Below are 19,485 nucleotides of genomic sequence, written 5' to 3'. Positions count from 1 at the left end.
CCTCACCCGGCCCAGGGCTCGTACAGGGTGCCCGCGCTGCCGGTGACCCGCAGGTGCAGCAGGAAGGGGCCCGCGTCGGCGCCGAGGCGCAGAGCGTGGTCCAGGGCGGCCGGCAGTTCCTCGGGCTGTCCGGCACGGGCCGCCGGGCAGCCGAAGGACCGCGCGAGGCCCACGAAGTCGATGCCCGTGATGTCCGTCCCGGGGACGGGCGCGATGCCGATCCGGCGGCCCAGCGCGCGGACGGCCGCGTAGCCGCCGTTGTCCAGGAGGACGTAGGTGACCGGTGCCGCGTGCCGGACCGCGGTCCACAGCGCCTGCACCGCGTACAGCGCCGAGCCGTCGCCGACCACGCACACCACCCGGTGCCGGTCGGCGAGCGCCCGGCCGACCGCGAGCGGCAGGCCCCAGCCCAGCGCGCCGCTGCCCGTGGTGAGGAAGCCGCCGCCGGACTCGACGGGCACGCGCGTGTGGAGGGTGTCGCGGTGGCTCGGGGCCTCCTCGACGAGGACCCGGTCGCGCGGCAGCCGGGTGTGCAGCAGGTCGAAGAACAGCTCCGGGGTGATGGGCCCCTCGGCGCGGGCCGGTTCGGGGGCCGGCCGGGGCGGGGGCGGGTCGCGGTCGGCCTGCTTCTCCAGCAGACCGGTGAGCCGTCTCACGGCGGGCCGCAGCGTGGTGACGAGGCTGGTGCCGACGGGCAGCCAGGCGGCCTGGCCGGGGTCGCAGTCCAGGTGGAACAGCTCGGTGCCGGGCGCGAGCGGTGGGCCGCCGTCGGCCACGTGATAGGTGAACACCGGTGCGCCGAGAGCGACCACCACGTCGTACGGCGCGAGCCGGGCGGCCAGTTGACGGGCTGTCGGCGGCAGGAACCCCTGGAACAGGGGATGCGACTCGGGGAAGCCGGACCGTCCGGACAGCGGGCTGATCCACACCCCGGCCCTGGTCCGCTCGGCCAGCGCCCGGACCTCGTCCAGCGCGTCCTCGTCGTCCACGCCCGGGCCCACCACGAGCGCCGGGCGCGCGCAGGCCAGCCGGGCGGCGAGCGCGTCGAGGGCGTCCGGGTCGGCGGTGAACGCCGAGTGCACCGTGCGGGGTGTGACGGGCTCGGCGGGACGGTCCCAGTCGTCCTCGGGCACGGAGACGAGGACCGGGCCGCGTGGATGCGTCATCGCGATCCGGTACGCCTCGGCGAGCACGGCCGGCACGTCCTCGGCCCGTTCCGGCTGGCGGGCGGACTTCACGTACGGGCGCGGGAACAGGGCCGGTTCGTCGGCGCCGAGGAACGGCCGCAACTGGATGAGGGAGCGCGCCTGCTGCCCGGCCACGAGCACCAGCGGCACCCGGTCGCGGAAGGCGTTGAACACCGCCCCGAGGGCGTGCCCGACCCCGCCGGCCGAGTGCAGGCTGACGAAGGCGGCCCGCCGGGTGCCGAGCGCGTGCCCGGCCGCCATGCCGACGGCGACGGATTCCTGCAGGCCCAGCACATAGGTGAAGTCGTCCGGCCAGTCGCGGAACATCCGCAGTTCCGTGGAGCCGGGATTGCCGAAGACCGTGGTCATACCGGTGTCGCGCAGAAACCGCACGACCGCCTCGCGCACCGTGACCGTCGTCATGCCGTCCTCCCTGCGGACGAACCGGGGCCGACGAGCCGTTTCTCGACCGCCAGCAAAGCAGTGTTGAGCAGATACCCGAGCGCGCCGAGCAGTACCAGCGCCGCCCACACCGTGAGCAGGTCGGAGCGGGTCTGGGCGTCGGTGAGCGTGAAGCCGATGCCGTTGTCGCTGCCCGGCAGCAGCTCCGAGAACACCATCAGGATCAGGCACAGCGACAGGCTGAGCCGCAGCCCCGCGAAGATCCGGGGCAGCGCCGAGGGCAGGACCAGGAACCACAGCCGTTCGGGCGCCGTCAGCCGCAGCACGGCCGCCACCTGGAGCCGCAGCGGGTCGGTGGCCCGGGCGCCCTCGGCCGAGTTGACCAGCACCGGCCATACGGCGCTGAACACGATCGACGCCACCTGCATCGGCGTACCGAAGTCGAAGACCACGACGAACACCGGCACCAGCGCGGGCGGCGGTACGGCCCGGGCGAACTGGAGCACCGGGTTGCACAGCGCGTACGCCCGCCGTGAGCGGCCCACCGCGATCCCCAGGACGATCCCGGCGACGGCGGCGAGCGCGAACCCGGCCGCCATCCGGCGAAGGCTCGGCAGGACGGTGTCGACGGCGGCCGGGGTGAGGAAGAGATGACCGGCGGGCCCGGAGAACCACAGGTCGCGGGCGTGCCCGGCGATGCGCAGGGGCGGCGGGAAGTACACGCTGCCCTGCGCACGGGCGGCCGCCTCCCAGCAGGCGACGGCGACGAGCAGCACGGCCCAGCGCAGCACCAGGGAGAGTGCGGTGCGCCGCCTCACCGCCGCGTCCCCTGCCGCAACCGCCCTGCCGCTTCCCGGGGTTCCTGCGCCCAGGCGAACAACCGCCGTTCCGCCCCGACCAGTACGCCGTTGATCACCAGCCCCAGGGCCCCCGCCCACACCACCCCGGCCAGCACGTCCCGGGTACCGTCCGTGGCCGTCTCCGCCTGGGCGATGAAGATGCCGAGGCCCTGGCCGAAGCCGGAGAGGAGCTCCGTCGCGACGGCGAGGATCAGGGCGACCGCGGCCGAGATCCGCACCCCGGCGGCGATGAACGGGGCCGTGGCCGGCAACTCCACCCGCAACAGCACCGCGAGCCGCCCGAACCCGAAGGCGCGCAGGGTGTCCCTGGCCAGCGGGTCGGTCTCGCCGAGTCCGTAGACGGTGTTGAACAGCACCGGCCACAGTGAGGCGTACGCGATCAGCGTCACCTCCGTCTCCGTGCCCGACCCGAGGAGCAGCGACACCAGCGGGATCAGCGAGACCGACGGCAGGGGCCGCAGGAACTCGATCACCGCGCGTGCGGCGGCCTCCACGACCGGTACCGCGCCCAGCAGCAGGCCCAGCGGTACGGCGACCGCGCAGGCGAGCCCGAGGCCCAGCGCCCACGCCCGCAGGGTCACGCCGATCCCGTCGAGAAAGGCCGGGTCGCCCGCCAGCCGGAGGGCGCGGGCGAGGACGTCGGAGGCCGGCGGCAGGTAGCTGCGTCGTACGATCCCGGACCTGGCGACCGCCTCGCAGATCCCGAAGGCCGCCGCCGCGCCGAGCAGGCCCAGCAGCATCTCCTGACGCCGTGTCATGTCACCAGGAGCGGTGCCGGGTCGATGTCCTTCTTCAGCAGCCCCTGGGCGCGCATCAGCCGGATCAGCCGGCGCAGGGCGGCGGGGTCGGCGGTCGCCGGATAGGCGGGCAGATGGATCCGCTCGGCCTGGTCCGCACTCACCTTGGCGTACCTGGGGAGCTCCGTGCGTACCGCCCCCGGATCCTCGGCCGCGAGCCTGGAGGCCGCTTCGACGGCACGCCGGAAGCCCGCGGCGGCCTTCGGGTGCTTGGCGGCGAAGTCGTGCGTGGTGATGTATCCGCTGGCGGGCAGGCCCCGTGCCGGGCCCGATCCGGCGTCCAGCAGCACCCGTGCGCCCAACTCGCCCTGGATGGCGGTGTCGAAGGGCTCGACCGCGTGCGCGGCGTCCACCTGGCCCCTCTCCAGGGCGGGGCCCATCTGCGGGAACAGGAGCTGCCGGTAGACGGGCCGCCCGGCGCCCTGCGCGTCGAGGATCGCGTTCAGGGTCAGGGACTGGATGTTGTTGAGGACGGCGACGGCGACCTTCCTGCCCGCAAGGTCCTTGGGTGTCCTCAGCGCCGAGTTTCTGGGGACGAGGACGTCCATCATGTGCGGGGCGATCCGGACGCCCTCGGCGAGGATGCGCAGGTCCAGGGTGCCCTTCTCGTACGCCTGGAGATAGGTGACGTAATTGGCGCTCGCGATCACGTCCACCTGGCCCTTGAGGAGCGCGGGCAGCGCCTGGATGCTCTGCTGGACGGGCTGGATGCGCACGTCCAGGCCCTCCTTGGCGAACAGCCCGCGGTCCCGGGCGAGATAGAGGGCGGCCGAGTCGGTGAGCGGCAGCGCCGCCACGGTCAGCTGCTGCCGCCCGTCCGCGGAGGGCGACTTCCCGCCGCTGTCGCAGCCGACGAGGACCAGCGCCGCGGCGGCGACGAGCGCGGCGAGCCGTTTCTTTCCCGAGCATGACCGGCGTAAAGGCATACCGGCATGCCTACCCCTCCATTGTCATGATCGCTACAGATCTGAGGGGGATTTCGGGGTCTTTGGGGAAATGCGAACGGACCGGGGCGCGTCGCTGTCCGGCGATCAGCCGGCCGGCCGGAACCGCAACGCCGACCAGGTGTCGTCGACGGCGATCTGCCGCACGGGCCGCACACCGTGCTCGGACAGCGCGGCGGCCAGGGTGTCGCGGTTCAGGTCCGTCCCGAGCTTCCCGCCCTTCGGGTAGGCCACCCAGGCGAGGGCATCGCGCCGCGCGGCGGCGAGCGCGGCCTGCGCAGCCGCCCCGCGAAGGTCTCCGGAGGTGGTCACGAAGGCGATCACCGCATCGGCCGAGGCCGCGTCCCCCGCGGTCTCCGCCTCGACCTGGACGTCGGCGGGCTTGCCCAGTACCGCGACACTCTGACCGGACTTGATCTGCAGCTTGCTGATGACGGACACCCCCCGATCCTGCCACCGCAGCCGCGGCTGCGCACGCAGGGCGGGTTGGCTTCCGGCGTGCGGGCGGGAGGCCGGCGGTTGTCCCGGTCAGGCCGACGGGGTGGCGATGCGCAGGGTCGTGGGGGAGGGCGGGGGCGCGGTGTCGGCGGTGCCGGTGATGTCCGTCCACCAGTCCGCGCCGTCCTCGATGTAGCGCAGCAGCACGCCCTCGCGGATCGCCCACGGGCAGACGACGGCCCCGTGCAGCCCCATGAGTTTCAGCGCCGTGTGTCCGACGACCGCTCCGGCCAGGCTCTGCGCGGCGCGCGGCGCGGAGATCCCGGGCAGCTGGGCCCGCTCGGCGGCGGGCAGCGCGGCCAGGGTGCGGACCGCCTCGCGCAGGTCCCGGCAGCGCATGTCCCGCGGCACGAACGGGCCGTACCGCCCGGGCGCCGCCCCGCACAGCCGGGCCAGCTGCTGGAACGTACGCGAGCTGACCGCTGCGGTGCGCGGCCGCTCCCAGCGGATCCGCGAGGCCACGTCCCGCAGCTCATGGCGGATCCGGCGGCGCAGTTCCTTCAGCTCGGCCTGGCCCGGCGGGTCCTGGTCGCCGAGGTACTCCTGGGTCAGCCGGTTCGCGCCGAGCGGGAGGGAGGCGGCGAAGTCGGGCAACCGGCCCCGGCCGAAGGCCACTTCCAGGGAGCCGCCGCCGATGTCGAGCACCGCGAGCGGTCCGGCGTGCCAGCCCAGCCAGCGGCGGGCCGCGAGGAAGGTCAGGTCGGCCTCGGTCTCACCCGGCAGCGTGCACATGCGGATCCCGGTCCCGGCCGCGACCCGCCGCAGCACCTCCTGCCGGTTCGGGGCGCTGCGCACCACCGCGGTCGCGAAGGCCAGCGGCCCCGCCGCGTGCCACCGGCGAGCCGTGGCAGCCGCCGCGTCCACCGCCTTCACCAGCCGCTCCACCGCCTCGTCGGCGATGGTGCCGTCCGGACCGACGTGTTCGGACAGGCGCAGCTTCCACTTGACGGTGTGCACCGGCAGCGGAACGCCGCCGTCCACATCCGCGATCACCAGTCGAACCGTGTTCGACCCCGCATCCACCACGCTCACCCGCATGGCCGGGGAGTACCCAGTTCTCCGCTGACGACCCTTCGCACAGGGGGCGCGCCCGTGCACGGCGGCACGCCCGCGTGCTCCTCAGGGGCGGCCGCGGGTGCGTGGAGGCTCCTCGCGCGGGTTGCCCGCGCCCCTCGCCGTACGGCCCCTGTCCCCTCGCCGTACGGCCCCCGTCCCCTCGTCATACGCCCCTTGTCCGGATCTCGGCCCCCACCCCCCTGACAGGGCCGCCCCTGTCCTTAGATGGTCACCACCACTGGCGGCGCGAGGAGCGGCACTTGAGCAGGACGGACGCGACGAGGGTACTGGTGATCGGCGGCGGCATCGCGGGAACCGCGGCCGCGCTCGGCCTGGACCGGGCCGGACACGACGTCACCGTGTACGAGGCACACCCCGGCACGGCCGAGGACACCGGGGCGTTCCTGACCCTGGCGAGCAACGGCATGCGCGCCCTGGCCCAGCTCGACGCCACGGACGCCGTCACCGCCGTCGGTTTTCCGCTGACTTCACTGCGGCTGCTGGACAGCCAGGGCACCGAGCTGACGCACGCACCGCTCGGTGAGATGGCCGACCCGGACCTGCGCTACCGCTGTCTACGGCGCGACGAGCTGCACGCGGCCCTGCAGGGCGAGGCGGCCCGGCGCGGCATCCAACTGCACCACGGCGCCCGGCTGGTGGACGTGACGGAGGGCCCGGACGGCGTCACCGCCCGGTTCGCCGACGGCAACACCGACCACGCGGACCTCGTCATCGGCGCCGACGGGCTGAACTCCACCGTGCGCCGGATCCTCACGCCCCTGGTGCGGCCCACGTACGCGGGCCAGCGGGTCTTCTACGGCTACAGCGGTGCCGCGCCCGGTACGGACGGCACCGGCGTGATCACCATGGTCCGGGGCAGCGAGGCCGCCTTCGGACACGCGGCGTCCCCGACCGGACAGACGTACTGGTTCGCCCGCGTGAACACGGAACCCCTGCCCGCCGGCGGAGCCGCGTACCGTGCCCCGTGGCGCGAGGAACTGCTGCCGCTGCTGCGCAAGGACGCCACACCCGCCGCGGACATCGTCGCCGCGTCCCAGGGGCCCGTCATGGTCACCAACGCCACCGAGATGCCGCTCGGCGCCGTGTGGCGGAAGGGACGGGCCCTGCTCATCGGCGACGCGGCCCACGCGGCCTCCCCGGCGACCGGCCAGGGCGCCTCGATGGCCCTGGAGGACGCCGTCGTCCTCGCCAAGGCGCTGCGCGACCTGTCCGGCCACGAGGCCGCGTTCACCGCCTACGAACGGCACCGCCGCCCACGCGTGGAGCACAACATCACCGTCAGCGGCGGCATATCGCGCGGCACCCGCACCCCGTCCCGCCCGGCTCCCGTCGTCGCCCGCCCCACGGAGCCGGACGAGGCCCTGATCCGCCAACTGGCCTGGGACAGCCCGCTGTCCGCCGCCCCGCCCGAGCAGCCCTGACCGGTGCCCGCGCGCCGACGGCCGCGCGAAAGTGCAAGAGGCGGAGCACTGGAGTCCATTGCCGGGGAAACCGCCGGGCCGGATCGTTCCGTGCAACCGGCCCTTCGGCAACAAGGAGCACAGTTGCGACTCTTGAGCAGAGCAGGCGGCGCCGTGGCGGTGTTCTCGACGACCGCCGCCCTGGTCCTGGGCGGCGGCACCCCGTCCCCGGCGTCGGCCGTGACCCCCGCCGACACCACCTACACCGTGACCGTGGGGACCCCGGTGCCCTTCACCCACCCCACGGACACCCCCGCCAGCCCCTACCTCGACCGGGACGGCACCTTCCACTACCAGCAGTCCGCCGCCCTCTACGGCGCCAAGGACCCGCGCACCTGGGACTTCTACACCGGCAAGGACTTCGACACCGCCACGTTCGACAGGACCCTCAGCAAGGCGGTGAACCCCGCCAACCCGGCCGACCGCAACGACGACACCACCTGGCGCTGCAACAACAGCCCCACCGGCCGCGGGGCGACGTACGCACCGGCCGGCTCCGGCTACGCCCAGAAGAACTACTGCGACCTGTCCGGGACGTGGGTCGACCCCGACACCGGCGACTGGTACGGGCTAGTGCACAACGAGTTCACACCGCAGCCCTTCGGCGACGGACTGCACTACGACGCCGTCGACTACGCCGTCTCCACCGACCGGGGCCGCACCTGGACCGTCAAGGACCACGTGATCACGTCCCCGTACAGCACCGAGCGCGGGGACACGGCGGCCTTCCCGAACCAGACGTACTCCTACGGCGACGGCGACCAGCGCCTCTTCACCGACACCGCCTCCGGCTACTTCTACGTCTATTACGGCTCCCGGATCATCGACAAGAGCGGCGGCTGGAAGGCCTTCTACGAGCACGTCGCCCGCGCCCCGATCTCCGCCAAGATGGCCCCCGGCTCCTGGCGCAAGTGGTACGACGGCGCCTGGTCCCAGCCCGGCACCGGCGGCAAGGAGAGCAACATCGTCCCCGTCGACGCCGGCCACCCCACCGGCTACACCCCCGCCTCCGCCGAGTACGACCCGGCCAACACCGGCACCGCCGCCCAGCAGATCGCGGCCGGGAAGATGCCCCCGACCTCGCCGCTGTTCGTCATGAACATCGCCTACGACGCCCATCTCGGGCTGTACATCGGCGAACCGCAGGCCGTCGACCAGAGCGGCAACTCCCCGCAGTACCTCTACGCCACCGACGACCTGACCACCCAGAAGTGGCGGCTCATCGGGGACACCGGCAGCTACACCAACGCCTCCTGGTACCGCTGGTTCCTGGACGGCGCCAGCCGCACCGGCTCCACGATCGTCGGCAGGTCCTTCCGCTCCTACTGCGCCTTCGGCTGCTCGCACGACGCCTCCGGCGAGTACGTCGACATCACCGTCGACGCCGCGAAGCCCGCTGCCGCGCCCATGGACACCAGCAGGGCCTACCGCATCGCCGGCGGCGGCCGGATCCTCGCGCAGAGCTCCGGCGGCTCCGCCACCATCTCCCGGGCCGCTCCCACCGGCTCGGCCCGGGAGTCCTGGGTCTTCACCCCGACCGGCGACGGCGCCTTCACCGTCACCAACGCCGCGAGCGGCCGGCTGCTCGGCGTCGACTCCACGAAGAAGGCCGGCCGGGCCTGGGGCGCCAGGCCGACGGTCACGGCGGCACCGGGCGGCCGCCCGACCGTCGGACAGCAGTGGTTCCTGATCCCGAACGCGTCCGCCACCGGCACCTACCGCCTCGTCAACCGCTACAGCGGCCTCGTGCTCGGCCTGTCCGGCCGGCTCGCCGAGACCACCCCGCCGCGCAACTGGACGGACACCAGCGGAAGTCCGGTCGGCGGTGGACGCACCGCCGCCCAGCAGGTCCTGTCCCTCTCGCCGGCCGGGACGTACTGAACACCGCCGGCGCTGCGCGTATTCTGCGCGCATGTCGATCATCAACGGGGAATCCGACGCCCGCCTGGCCGTGACCGCGGCCCAGGCGGGCGCCGCCGTGGTCCGTGACCTCTACGGCAGCCGGCTCGAACGCCACGCCAAGTCCGCCGGTGACTTCGCGACCGAGGCGGACCTCGCCGCCGAGCGGGCCATCCTGGACGTGCTGCGCGCCGCCCGGCCCGACGACGCCGTGACCGGTGAGGAGAGCGGACGCTCCGGCGCCGCCGACGCCCACCGTCGCTGGCTCGTCGACCCCCTGTGCGGCACCCTCAACTACGCGGTGCGCACGATGCTCGCCTGCGTGAACGTCGCCCTGCGGGAGGGGGACCGCGTCACGGCCGCGGCGAGTGCCGACCCGTTCAGCGGTGAGGTGTTCTGGACCGACGGCGAGGCGGCCCGGCTCCACCGGGACGGCGCCGACGAGCGTCTGACGCCCCGGGCCGGATCGGCGCTGGTGGACGTCAATCTCGACCCGTCGTTCCCCAACGCCCCGGGTTTCCAGGGCGCCCGCCTCCTCGCCGACCCCGGCTTCGCCGAACGGTTCCGGCCCCGGGTGATCTCCAGCACCCTCGCGGTGGCCTGGGTCGCCGCCGGACGCAGGGCCGCCTACGTCACCGACGGAGACCTGCGCGACAGCGTGCACTTCGCGGCTGGCATCGCCCTGTGCCGGGCGGCCGGCTGCACCGTGACCGGGCTCCACGGCGAACCCGTGCTCACCGGCGCCGGCGGCCTGGTCGCCGCGGCCGACGCGGAGACCCACGCCGCACTGATCGATCTGATCAAGAACCAGACGCGGCAGGGCAGTTGACGGTGCTCTCGACGGGCGCCGCGCTGTCTGATGGGATGCCGGCATGACGCAGGCCCACGACCTCCCCGCCCGCCTCGGCCGGGTCCTGGACACCCGCCCGGTAACGCTCCGCGCGTGTGCGCAGGACTTCGGGCACATCGTGCGGGCCGAGCCGCTCGGCGTCCTGCGCCCGCGGTCCGCCACCGAGATCAAGGACCTGCTGGAGTCCGCCGGACCCCGGGGCGTCCCGGTGAGCGTGCGCGGCGGTGGCCACTCCCTGTACGGCCAGGGCCAGGCGGACGGCGGGATCGTGCTGGACCTGCGGGCGATGAACCGGATCGGTCCCGTGACGGACAGTCAAGTGACGGTAGAGGCAGGGGCGTTGTGGCGGGAGGTGCTGGCGGCCACGCTGCCGCACGGCCGCACCCCGGCGGTGCTCACCGACTACCTCGGCGCGGGCGTCGGCGGCGTCCTGTCGGCGGGCGGGCTCGGCGGTGCCAGCCACCGGCACGGCCTGGTCGCGGACCAGGTGCTGGAGCTGGAGGTGGTGACCGGAGCGGGGCGGCACCGGGTCTGCTCACCCGACCGGGACCCCGAGTTGTTCCACGCCGTGCTCGCCGGCCTCGGCCAGTGCGCCGTCATCGTGGCCGCCACCCTGCGCCTGGTTCCCGCACCCGACCGGGTGCGCCGCTACTGCCTGTACTACGACGATCTCAGCCGCTGCCTCGCCGACCAGCGGCGACTCGCCGAGGAGCCGCGCTTCGCCCATCTGGAGGGCCAGGCACGGCCGGCCGGCGAGCACGACTGGCAGTACATGATCGAGGCCGTGGCCCCGCACGACGGCCCGTACCCGCCCGACGACGGCACCCTGCTCGCCGGGCTCGCGCACGATCCCGCGGCCCTGGAGGCCGAAGACCTCGGGTACGGGGAGTTCGCCCATCGCGTGGACACGGACGAGGAGGTGCTGCGGGCGACGGGGGAGTGGCTGTATCCGCACCCGTGGCTCAATCTGCTGCTGCCGCTCGACAGCGCCGAGTCCGTCGTCCGCGCCGTACTCGCCGACCCGGCCTTCCGTGACCTGAGGAACACCGGCCTCGTCCTGCTGTACCCGGTGCTCTCCAGCCGGCTGCGCGCCCCCCTCTTCCGTCGCCCGTCCGGTCAGGTCCTGTATCTCCTCGCCCTGTTGCGCACCGCCCCGCCGGACAGCCCCGAGACGGCCGCGGCGATGGTGGCAGCCAACCGTGCGGCGTACGAACTCGCCCGGTCCCAGGGCGCGGTGGCCTACCCGGTCAACGCCATGCCCATGTCGGACGCCGATTGGCGGGAGCACTACGGCAGTTGCTGGCCGGTCCTCGCCGACGCCAAACGGCGCCACGACCCCCACCTCCTCCTGGCACCGGGTCACGGGCTGCGGTTCTGAAGGTTTTGGCTTCCGAAGGCTTGCCGCCCGCTTGTCTCACCACTTAAATCAAAACATGAACTAAGCCGTGGGGTCAGTAACTTGACCCATTCCACCGGGAGCCGCCCGATGACCCTCCGCATGACGAGCCGCACCAGACCGAGATTCCCGGGTGTCGCACTGGCCGCCGTGGCCGCCCTGCTCACCCTGCCCTTCGCCCACGCGCCGGCCGCCTCGGCCGCGGACCAGACCTGCGACACGGCCAACGCCGCCCAGGGCCGGCCCGCCACCGCGTCCTCCAGCGAGAACGCCGGCACCCCCGCATCCGCCGCCTTCGACGGCAGCACCTCGACCCGCTGGTCCAGCCAGTTCTCGGACCCCCAGTGGCTCCAGGTCGACCTCGGCACGGTCAAGGACCTGTGCGGGATCGACCTGACCTGGGAGGCCGCCTACGGCAAGGAATTCGAGCTCCAGGCCTCCGCCGACGGGCGGAGCTGGACCACCCTCAGGACCGTCACCGGCGCGAGCGGTGGCACGGCGTCGTACGGCGTCAGCGGCTCCGGCCGGTACGTCCGCGTCCACGGCACCGCACGCGGCACCGGTTACGGCTACTCCCTGTGGGAGGTCGCCGTGCACACCGCGAGCACCGGGACGGGACCGGTCCAGGGCGGCGGCGACCTCGGCCCGAACGTCATCGTCGTCGATCCCTCCACCCCGAACCTCCAGCAGAAGTTCGACGACGTCTTCCAGCAGCAGGAGTCCGCCCAGTTCGGCACCGGCCGCTACCAGTTCCTGCTCAAGCCGGGCACGTACAACGGCGTCAACGCCCGGATCGGCTTCTACACCTCGATCTCCGGGCTCGGCCTGAACCCCGACGACACGCAGATCAACGGGGACGTCACGGTCGACGCCGGCTGGTTCAACGGCAACGCCACACAGAACTTCTGGCGTTCGGCGGAGAACCTCGCCGTCAAGCCGTCGAACGGCACCGACCGCTGGGCCGTCGCCCAGGCCGCACCCTTCCGCCGCATCCACGTCCAGGGCGGCCTCAACCTCGCCCCCGACGGCTACGGCTGGGCCTCCGGCGGCTACATCGCGGACTCGAGGATCGACGGTACGGTGGGCCCGTACTCCCAGCAGCAGTGGTACACCCGCGACAGCTCCGTGGGCGGCTGGACCAACGGCGTCTGGAACATGACGTTCTCCGGCGTCCAGGGCGCCCCCGCGACGAACTTCGACAGCGGCCCGTACACCACGCTGGACACCACCCCGGTCTCCCGCGAGAAGCCGTTCCTCTACCTGGACGGCTCCTCCTACAAGGTGTTCGTCCCGAGCAGGCGGACGAACGCCCGCGGCGTCTCCTGGCCCCACACCCCGGGCACCTCCCTCCCGCTCGACCAGTTCTACGTCGTCAAGCCGGGCGCCACGGCGGCCACGATCGACGCCGCCCTCGCCCAGGGCCTCAACCTCCTGTTCACGCCCGGCATCTACCACCTCGACCGGACCATCGACATCACCCGCCCGGACACCGTCGTCCTCGGCCTCGGCCTCGCCACGCTCGTCCCGGACGGCGGCATCGACGCCCTGCACGTGGCGGACGTCGACGGCGTGCGCCTCGCCGGCCTCCTCATCGACGCCGGACCGGTCAGGTCCGACACCCTGCTGCGGATCGGTGCCCCCGGCTCCACCGCCGACCACTCCGCCGACCCCACCACCCTGCAGGACGTGTTCATCCGCGTCGGCGGGGCCGGACCCGGTCTCGTCACCGACTCGGTCGTGGTGAACAGCAACGACGTCGTCATCGACCACACCTGGATCTGGCGTGCCGACCACGGCAGCGGCGTCGGCTGGGAGACCAACCGCGCCGACCAAGGCCTGCGGGTCAACGGCGACGACGTGCTCGCCACCGGCCTGTTCGTCGAACACTTCAACCAGTACGACGTCTACTGGAACGGGGAACGCGGCCGGACGATCTTCTACCAGAACGAGAAGGCGTACGACGCCCCGAACGCCGACGCCGTCACCCATGACGGCACCGTCGGCTACGCGGCCTACAAGGTCGCCGACTCCGTCACCACCCACGAGGCCTGGGGCCTGGGCAGTTACTGCAACTACACCGCAGACCCCTCGATCGTCCAGGCCCACGGCTTCCAGGTGCCGGTGACGAGCGGCGTCAGGCTGCACGACCTGCTGGTGATCTCCCTCGGTGGCAACGGCCAGTACGCCCATGTCGTCAACAGCACCGGCGCGCCCACGTCGGGAACCAGCACCGTCCCCTCCAAGGTGACGTCGTTCCCGTGACCCGGGACGCGCCCCACTCTCAGCCGTCGTACAGCGTCGTGCGCGGAGCGCGCCGGTAGGCGTCGCGGTACAGGGCGGCGAAGCGGCCCGGGTGGTGGAAGCCCCAGCGGGCGGCGATCGCCGTGACGGTCTGACCGCCGCCGGGGTCCGCGGCCGCCAGGTCCTGGTGGGCGTGTGCGAGCCGGACCCGGCGCAGATGGGCCAGCGGGGTGGTGTCCAGGTGCTGCCGGAAGGCGTACTGCAGGGCCCGTACGGTCACATGCGCCGCCGCGGCGATCTCGGCGACGGTCACCGGCTGATCGGCGTGGTCGTCGATGTAGGCGAGCGCACGCCGCAGCACGGCCGGATGCGCGTCCCTGCGGTCGGCCGGGGTGGGGCCGGGCAGGGCGGTGTTCGGGAACGTGTTGAGGACGCTCGCCGCCAGGTACTGTGCGGCCGTCGCGGCGACCAGCGGCTGATCGGCGGTCTCCGGGTCGGACAGCACGTGATCGCGCAGATGGCCGATGGTGTGACTCAGCCGTCGGGCGGCGTCCGCCGAGTGCGGCCGGTGGCCCGTCAGCCGTACCGGACCCGAGGCGTCCGGACCGGCGGCCACCTGGGTGAGCAGCGCCGGGTCCAGCATCGTGATGGTGTAGCGGGCGTGGCAGATCCGCCCCGCGTACGGCAGGTCCGGCGGCGCGAGCAGCACCACGTCCCCCGGCCCGAAGGCGTCGTCCTCGATGCCCTGGAAGCCGTGGTCCCGCACGGTGCCCTCATGGATCACGCACAGGCACACCCGGCCCAGCGGGGTCACCGAGTAGCTCATCTCGAAGTCGAGCGCGAGTTCGTCCACGCTCACCGGGGCGATGGCGCTGCGCCGGACCTGGGCCCGGCCGGCCTCGGGCGTGCTGCTGCCGATGCGCATCCGGGCGTAGGCACGGCTGAGGAACTCTTCCGTCGCCGCCAGATCGGCGCTGTCGAAGGTGAGCGTGTCCATGCGCCCCTCCTGCCCCGGAATCCTCCGACCATGTAACGCCTGACCTGGTGTTCTTCGTTTTCTGTACGGGTGGGGGCGATGTCCTTCGCCTGGTGGCTGGCGCGGGCCGGGCGAGCTGCGCAGGGTGAGCGGCATGATCGGACGCGACGAGCAGGCGGACCAGTTGGCGGCACTCCAGGAGGAGGTGACCCAGTTGCGCCGGGCCGTGGTCTCGCACGCCCTGGTGGACCAGGCGATCGGCGTGGTCATCACCGCCGGCGGACTGCGGCCGGACCAGGGCTGGGAGGTGCTCCGGCAGGTCTCGCAGCACACCAACGTCAAACTCCGCGAGGTGGCCCGCTGTGTGGTGCAGTGGCCCGCCGGCGGCAGGCTGCCCGACGCCGTCCGCCGCGCTCTGTCCGAGGCGGTGGCCCGCGCACGGGACGCGGAACGCTCAGCACCCGAGGGAGAGCCCGGGGGCAGGGGTGACGGCCCGGCCGTGATCTGCGGCTCGGCCCACTGAGGGCCCGGGGTTTCGAGTGTGTGCCGGGTGCAACACGGAGGGTGCGGAACCGACCGGCTCAGGAGGACAGTGATGGATCACTCGCGCGCCCCCGTACTCGAGGCCCTGGAGGAGTTCCGGCGCCGCGGCGACGTGGTGTTCGGGCCGCCGGGACACAAACAGGGCCGCGGTACCGATCCCCGGGTCGCCGCCGTCCTCGGCCTCGACGTCTTCCGCTCGGACGTGCTGACCCTCAACGGCCTCGACGACCGCCGGGAGTCCCAGGGGGTACTGGAACAGGCACAGGAGCTGATGGCCGACGCGGTCGGCGCCGAGCACGCCTTCTTCTCGACCTGTGGCAGCTCCCTGTCCGTGAAGACCGCCATGTGCTCGGTCGCCGGGCCGGGGGAGAAGCTGCTGCTGTCCCGCAACGCGCACAAGTCGGTCATCGCGGCGGTGATCATCAACGGTGTGGAGCCGATCTGGGTCCACCCGAAGTTTGACGCCGAACGGCACATGGCCCATCCGCCGGAGCCCGACGACGTCCGCGACCGGCTGCGCGAGCACCCCGACGCCAAGGGCATGCTGCTGATCACGCCCACCGACTGGGGTACCTGTGGCGACATCCGGGGCGTCGCCGACGCCTGCCACGCCTACGACGTACCGCTCATCGTGGACGAGGCCTGGGGCGCCCACCTGCCCTTCCACCCGGACCTGCCGGCCTGGGGCATGGACGCCGACGCCGACCTGGTCGTCACCAGCGTCCACAAGATGGGCGGTGCCATCGAGCAGAGTTCGGTGTTCCACCTCCAGCACGACCGGGTGGCGCCCGAGGTGCTCAAGCAGCGCGAGGACCTGCTCGGCACCACCAGCGCCTCCTGCCTGGTGTACGGCGCCCTGGACGGCTGGCGGCGGCAGATGGCCGAGCAGGGCCACGAGCTGCTGGAGGCGGCCGTCCACCGGGCCGAGCGCATCCGGGCGGTGCTGCGGGAACTGCCGGGGCTGCGGGTGATGGGCGGCGAGGTCGTCGAGGAGGGCCTGGCGGCCGAGTTCGACCCCATGAAGATCGTCATCGAGGTCCGGGACCTCGGCATCAGCGGCATGCAGGCGGCCGAATGGCTGCGGGCCCACCGGCATGTCGACGTGGGCGGCTCGGACACCTGCCGGATCAGCGCCTCCATCACCCACTCCGACGACGACGAGACCGAGAAGATCCTCCTCGACTCCATCAGTGCCCTGGTGGAGAACGCCGGCTCCATCGAGCGGCGGCCCGCCGTGCGGCTGCCCGAGCCCCGCGCGCTCGAACTCGAACAGGCCGTCCTGCCGCGCGAGGCGTTCTTCGGGCCCGCCGAACAGGTGCCCGCCGAAAAGGCCGTGGGCCGCATCGCCGCCGAGATGATCAGCCCCTATCCGCCGGGCGTCCCCGTCGTCGCACCCGGCGAGGTGATCACGAAGGAGGTGCTGGATTACCTGCGCAGCGGAGTGGAGCACGGCTTCCTCATCGCCGACGCGGCGGACCCCTCACTGAAGACGTTGCGGGTCACGGCCCGCCCGTGACCGGTCCCGCCCCGGCCCGCTCGAACTGCGGGGAACGGGGGCACCGCCTAAGGTGGCGGTGCGGGCGGCCGGGTGCTTGCCTGCTCGGGTCAAGAAGCCGGCCCTCCTGGCGAAGACACCCTCGGCAGGGGGCACTTGGTCCTGCTCGACGGTCCCCGGGTCCGGACGAACGCGTCCGGCGGGCCTGCCGTCCCGGCTACTCGATGGGAGACGGCCCGACTTCACCCCGACCGGAGATCCTCCGTGATTCCCGGTTTCGGACGCACCGGCCCGGGGACCTCGCTACGAGGGCCGCGTCGACCCCTTTTCCCTGATCTGTTCGTGTCTGTCGGCCGTGTGCCCGGGTGTGGCCACCGCGGGTCGGGCACCCCGCCTCGCCGGTGCCGGTCCCGCCCCGTGACCAGCGAAGGAATGGTGGAGATGAGCGAGACGAACCCCTTGAAGCGAGCGGCGGACAAGGTGACGGACGCCCTGCACGGTGGTGGCGCGGGCCCGGAGGAGGGGATCCCCGGCAAGCCCGGTCCCCGGACGCCGCCGGTCGCCGAGCCGACCGAACCCCATGAGCCGTTCCCGCCCAAACCCGACCAGACCGGCCCCGACACCGTCTCGCCCACCGGCCAGCCCACCGGCGCCGACCAGGCCCGGATGGCGCAGAGCGGCAGCTATCTGACCAACGCCCAGGGCACCCGGCTGTACGACACCGACCACTCGCTCAAGGCGGGACCCCGCGGCCCGGTGCTCCTGCAGGACCACCACCTGCGGGAAAAGATCATGCACTTCGACCACGAACGCATCCCCGAGCGCGTGGTCCACGCCCGCGGCGCCGCGGCGCACGGGATCTTCCGCAGCTACGGCACGGCCGCGAACGTCACGAAGGCGGCCTTTCTCGCCGAGGACGTCGAGACCCCGGTGTTCGTCCGCTTCTCCACCGTGCTCGGCTCCCGGGGCTCCGCCGACACCGTCCGGGACACCCGCGGCTTCGCCACGAAGTTCTACACCAGCGAGGGCGTCTTCGACCTGGTCGGCAACAACATCCCGGTCTTCTTCATCCAGGACGCGATCAAGTTCCCGGACGTCGTGCACGCCGCCAAACCGCACCCGGACCGGGAGATCCCGCAGGCACAGAGCGCCCACGACACCTTCTGGGACTTCGTCACCCTGCACACCGAGGCCACCCACCACACCCTGTGGAACATGTCCGACCGGGGCATCCCGCGGTCGTACCGCACGATGGGGGGCTTCGGCATCCACACCTTCCGCCTGGTCGACGCCGCCGGCGGGACGACACTGGTGAAGTTCCACTGGAAGCCGAAGCTGGGCGTGCACTCGCTGGTCTGGGAGGAGGCGCAGATCATCAACGGCGTCGACCCGGACTTCCACCGCCGGGACCTCGCCGACGCCATCGAGGCAGGCGCGTACCCCGAGTGGGAGTTCGGCATCCAGACCTTCCCCGACACCCCGGACCAGACCTTCGAGGGCATCGACCTGCTGGACCCCACCAACATCGTCCCCGAGGAACTCGCCCCCGTGCAGCCCATCGGACTGCTCACCCTCGACCGCAACCCCTCCAACTTCTTCGCCGAGACCGAGCAGGTCGCCTTCCACCCCGGCCACCTCGTTCCCGGCATCGACATCACCGACGACCCCCTGCTGTCCGGGCGGCTGTTCTCCTACCTGGACACCCAGATCACCCGCCTCGGCGGCCCCAACTTCGCGCAGATCCCGATCAACCGTCCGCACGCCCCCGTCAACGACATGCTGCGCGACGGCATGCACCAGACGGCCGTGCACCGGGGCGCGGCCCCCTACCGGCCCAACTCACTCGACGGCGGCTGCCCGTTCACGGCAGGCGCCGACGCGGGCGCGTTCGTCGAGGCTCCGGTACGGGTCCCGGAGGCGGCCAAGGTCCGCGAGGCGCCGGCGTCGTTCGACGACCACTTCAGCCAGCCGCGCCGGTTCTGGCTCAGCATGAGCCCGGTGGAACGCGAGCACATCATCGGCGCCTACACCTTCGAACTCGCCAAATGCTACGAACAGGCCATCAGGGAACGGGCCTTGCAGGTGCTGGCGAACATCGACCCGGAGCTGTGCGCGGGCGTCGCCACCGGCCTCGGCCTGCCCGCCCCGCGGCCCACCGTCCCCCTGGCCGACGTCGCGCCGAGCCCCGCCCTGTCCCAGGTCGGGCACACCTGGCCCACCGACGGCCGGATCATCGGCATCGTCACCGGCCCCGATGGCGACCTGGACGGCGTACGGGCCGTACGCCAGGAGGTGCTGGACGGCGGCATGGTCCCGCTGATCGTCGCACCGACGGGCGGCACCCTCGGTTCCGACGGGGACGCGCTGAGCGTGCAGCGTACCTATGCCACGGCACGGTCGGTGGAGTTCGACGCCCTGCTGGTGGCCGGCACCCCCGGCGTCGGCGCCGACGCCTACGGCGCCCGTGACGCCAAGGCGGGCCTGCCCACCGCCCAGGAGGGCACCCCGGATCCGCGGGTGGGGCTGCTGCTGGCGGAGGCGTACCGGCACGGCAAGGCCATCGGCGCCACCAAGGGGGCGCAGAGCGCGCTGGAGGCAGCCGGCATCCCCGTCGACGCGCCCGGTGTGATCGCCGGCGACGGCGCGACGACGGTCCTCCAGGAACTCGTCCAACTGCTCGGCTCGCACCGGGTGTGGGACCGCTTCCCCTCCACCGCCTGACGTGAGCGTCAGCCGGTGACACCCTTCGCGGGGGGGGGGGGGGGGGGGGGGGGGGGGGGGAAGGGGGGGGGGGGGGGGGGGGGGGGGGGGGGGGGAGGGGGGGGGGGGGGGGGGTGTTTGGGGGTGTGGCATTAGACTG

The 19,485-nt window shown here is 72.9% G+C and carries 15 protein-coding genes; 8 read left to right on the top strand and 7 right to left on the bottom strand.

Going from position 1 to position 19,485, the window contains the following annotated elements; translation table 11 throughout:
- Positions 1-2 precede the first annotated feature (2 nt).
- The 6 genes from mdlC to ACZ7HQ_RS12750 form a co-directional block, all read right to left on the bottom strand.
- Positions 3-1,610 (bottom strand): benzoylformate decarboxylase, encoded by a 1,608-nt coding sequence (gene mdlC, locus ACZ7HQ_RS12775; protein ID WP_470987867.1) that lies wholly within the window; start codon positions 1,608-1,610, stop codon positions 3-5.
- A complete protein-coding gene (locus ACZ7HQ_RS12770) occupies positions 1,607-2,407 on the bottom strand; it encodes an ABC transporter permease (protein ID WP_470987864.1) in 801 nt (266 codons plus the stop codon). The genes mdlC and ACZ7HQ_RS12770 overlap by 4 nt, the downstream gene beginning before the upstream one ends.
- On the bottom strand, positions 2,404-3,207 hold the full coding sequence (locus ACZ7HQ_RS12765) for an ABC transporter permease (protein WP_470987862.1): 804 nt from the start codon (positions 3,205-3,207) through the stop codon (positions 2,404-2,406). Before ACZ7HQ_RS12765 ends, ACZ7HQ_RS12770 begins: the two co-directional genes overlap by 4 nt.
- The gene (locus ACZ7HQ_RS12760) at positions 3,204-4,172 is read right to left on the bottom strand and encodes an ABC transporter substrate-binding protein (RefSeq protein ID WP_470987859.1); all 969 of its coding nucleotides are present in this window, start codon (positions 4,170-4,172) and stop codon (positions 3,204-3,206) included. The genes ACZ7HQ_RS12765 and ACZ7HQ_RS12760 overlap by 4 nt, the downstream gene beginning before the upstream one ends.
- Before the next feature lie 105 nt (positions 4,173-4,277).
- Positions 4,278-4,631: a hypothetical protein gene (locus ACZ7HQ_RS12755; RefSeq protein WP_470987858.1), complete on the bottom strand. Its 354-nt coding sequence runs from the start codon at positions 4,629-4,631 to the stop codon at positions 4,278-4,280.
- A gap of 87 nt (positions 4,632-4,718) precedes the next feature.
- The gene (locus ACZ7HQ_RS12750) at positions 4,719-5,726 is read right to left on the bottom strand and encodes a Ppx/GppA family phosphatase (protein WP_470987855.1); all 1,008 of its coding nucleotides are present in this window, start codon (positions 5,724-5,726) and stop codon (positions 4,719-4,721) included.
- A gap of 278 nt (positions 5,727-6,004) precedes the next feature.
- Between ACZ7HQ_RS12750 and ACZ7HQ_RS12745 the strand changes: the two genes are divergently transcribed.
- The 5 genes from ACZ7HQ_RS12745 to ACZ7HQ_RS12725 all read left to right on the top strand — a co-directional run bounded on the left by ACZ7HQ_RS12745 (position 6,005) and on the right by ACZ7HQ_RS12725 (position 13,632).
- Positions 6,005-7,186, top strand: a complete 1,182-nt coding sequence (locus tag ACZ7HQ_RS12745; protein ID WP_470987853.1) for an FAD-dependent oxidoreductase — start codon at positions 6,005-6,007, stop codon at positions 7,184-7,186.
- Between the two features lie 132 nt (positions 7,187-7,318).
- Complete coding sequence (locus ACZ7HQ_RS12740) at positions 7,319-9,106, top strand: RICIN domain-containing protein (RefSeq protein ID WP_470987851.1); 1,788 nt, start codon at positions 7,319-7,321, stop codon at positions 9,104-9,106.
- A gap of 31 nt (positions 9,107-9,137) precedes the next feature.
- Positions 9,138-9,953 (top strand): inositol monophosphatase family protein, encoded by an 816-nt coding sequence (locus tag ACZ7HQ_RS12735; protein WP_470987848.1) that lies wholly within the window; start codon positions 9,138-9,140, stop codon positions 9,951-9,953.
- A gap of 43 nt (positions 9,954-9,996) precedes the next feature.
- Positions 9,997-11,352: an FAD-binding protein gene (locus tag ACZ7HQ_RS12730; protein WP_470987846.1), complete on the top strand. Its 1,356-nt coding sequence runs from the start codon at positions 9,997-9,999 to the stop codon at positions 11,350-11,352.
- Between the two features lie 108 nt (positions 11,353-11,460).
- Positions 11,461-13,632 carry a discoidin domain-containing protein gene (locus tag ACZ7HQ_RS12725; RefSeq protein WP_470987844.1) on the top strand — a complete coding sequence of 724 codons (2,172 nt, stop codon included), beginning with the start codon at positions 11,461-11,463 and terminating at the stop codon, positions 13,630-13,632.
- 19 nt (positions 13,633-13,651) lie between these two features.
- On the opposite strand, the gene ACZ7HQ_RS12720 is transcribed toward ACZ7HQ_RS12725, so the two are convergent.
- A complete protein-coding gene (locus ACZ7HQ_RS12720; protein ID WP_470987841.1) occupies positions 13,652-14,608 on the bottom strand; it encodes a helix-turn-helix transcriptional regulator in 957 nt (318 codons plus the stop codon).
- Positions 14,609-14,741: 133 nt separating this feature from the next.
- Here ACZ7HQ_RS12720 and ACZ7HQ_RS12715 point away from each other — a divergent pair, with 133 nt between their 5' ends.
- From ACZ7HQ_RS12715 to ACZ7HQ_RS12705, 3 genes are all read left to right on the top strand, one after another.
- Complete coding sequence (locus tag ACZ7HQ_RS12715; protein WP_470987839.1) at positions 14,742-15,110, top strand: ANTAR domain-containing protein; 369 nt, start codon at positions 14,742-14,744, stop codon at positions 15,108-15,110.
- Positions 15,111-15,182: 72 nt separating this feature from the next.
- On the top strand, positions 15,183-16,646 hold the full coding sequence (locus tag ACZ7HQ_RS12710) for an aminotransferase class I/II-fold pyridoxal phosphate-dependent enzyme (protein ID WP_470987836.1): 1,464 nt from the start codon (positions 15,183-15,185) through the stop codon (positions 16,644-16,646).
- Positions 16,647-17,066: 420 nt separating this feature from the next.
- Positions 17,067-19,346 carry a catalase gene (locus ACZ7HQ_RS12705; RefSeq protein WP_470987834.1) on the top strand — a complete coding sequence of 760 codons (2,280 nt, stop codon included), beginning with the start codon at positions 17,067-17,069 and terminating at the stop codon, positions 19,344-19,346.
- The last annotated feature ends 139 nt before the right edge of the window (positions 19,347-19,485 follow it).

The sequence above is a fragment of the Streptomyces sp. NPDC037290 genome, from assembly GCF_055603245.1.
The sequence above is the reverse complement of the archived record's forward strand: the minus strand, read 5'-3'. Positions and strand labels throughout refer to the sequence as shown.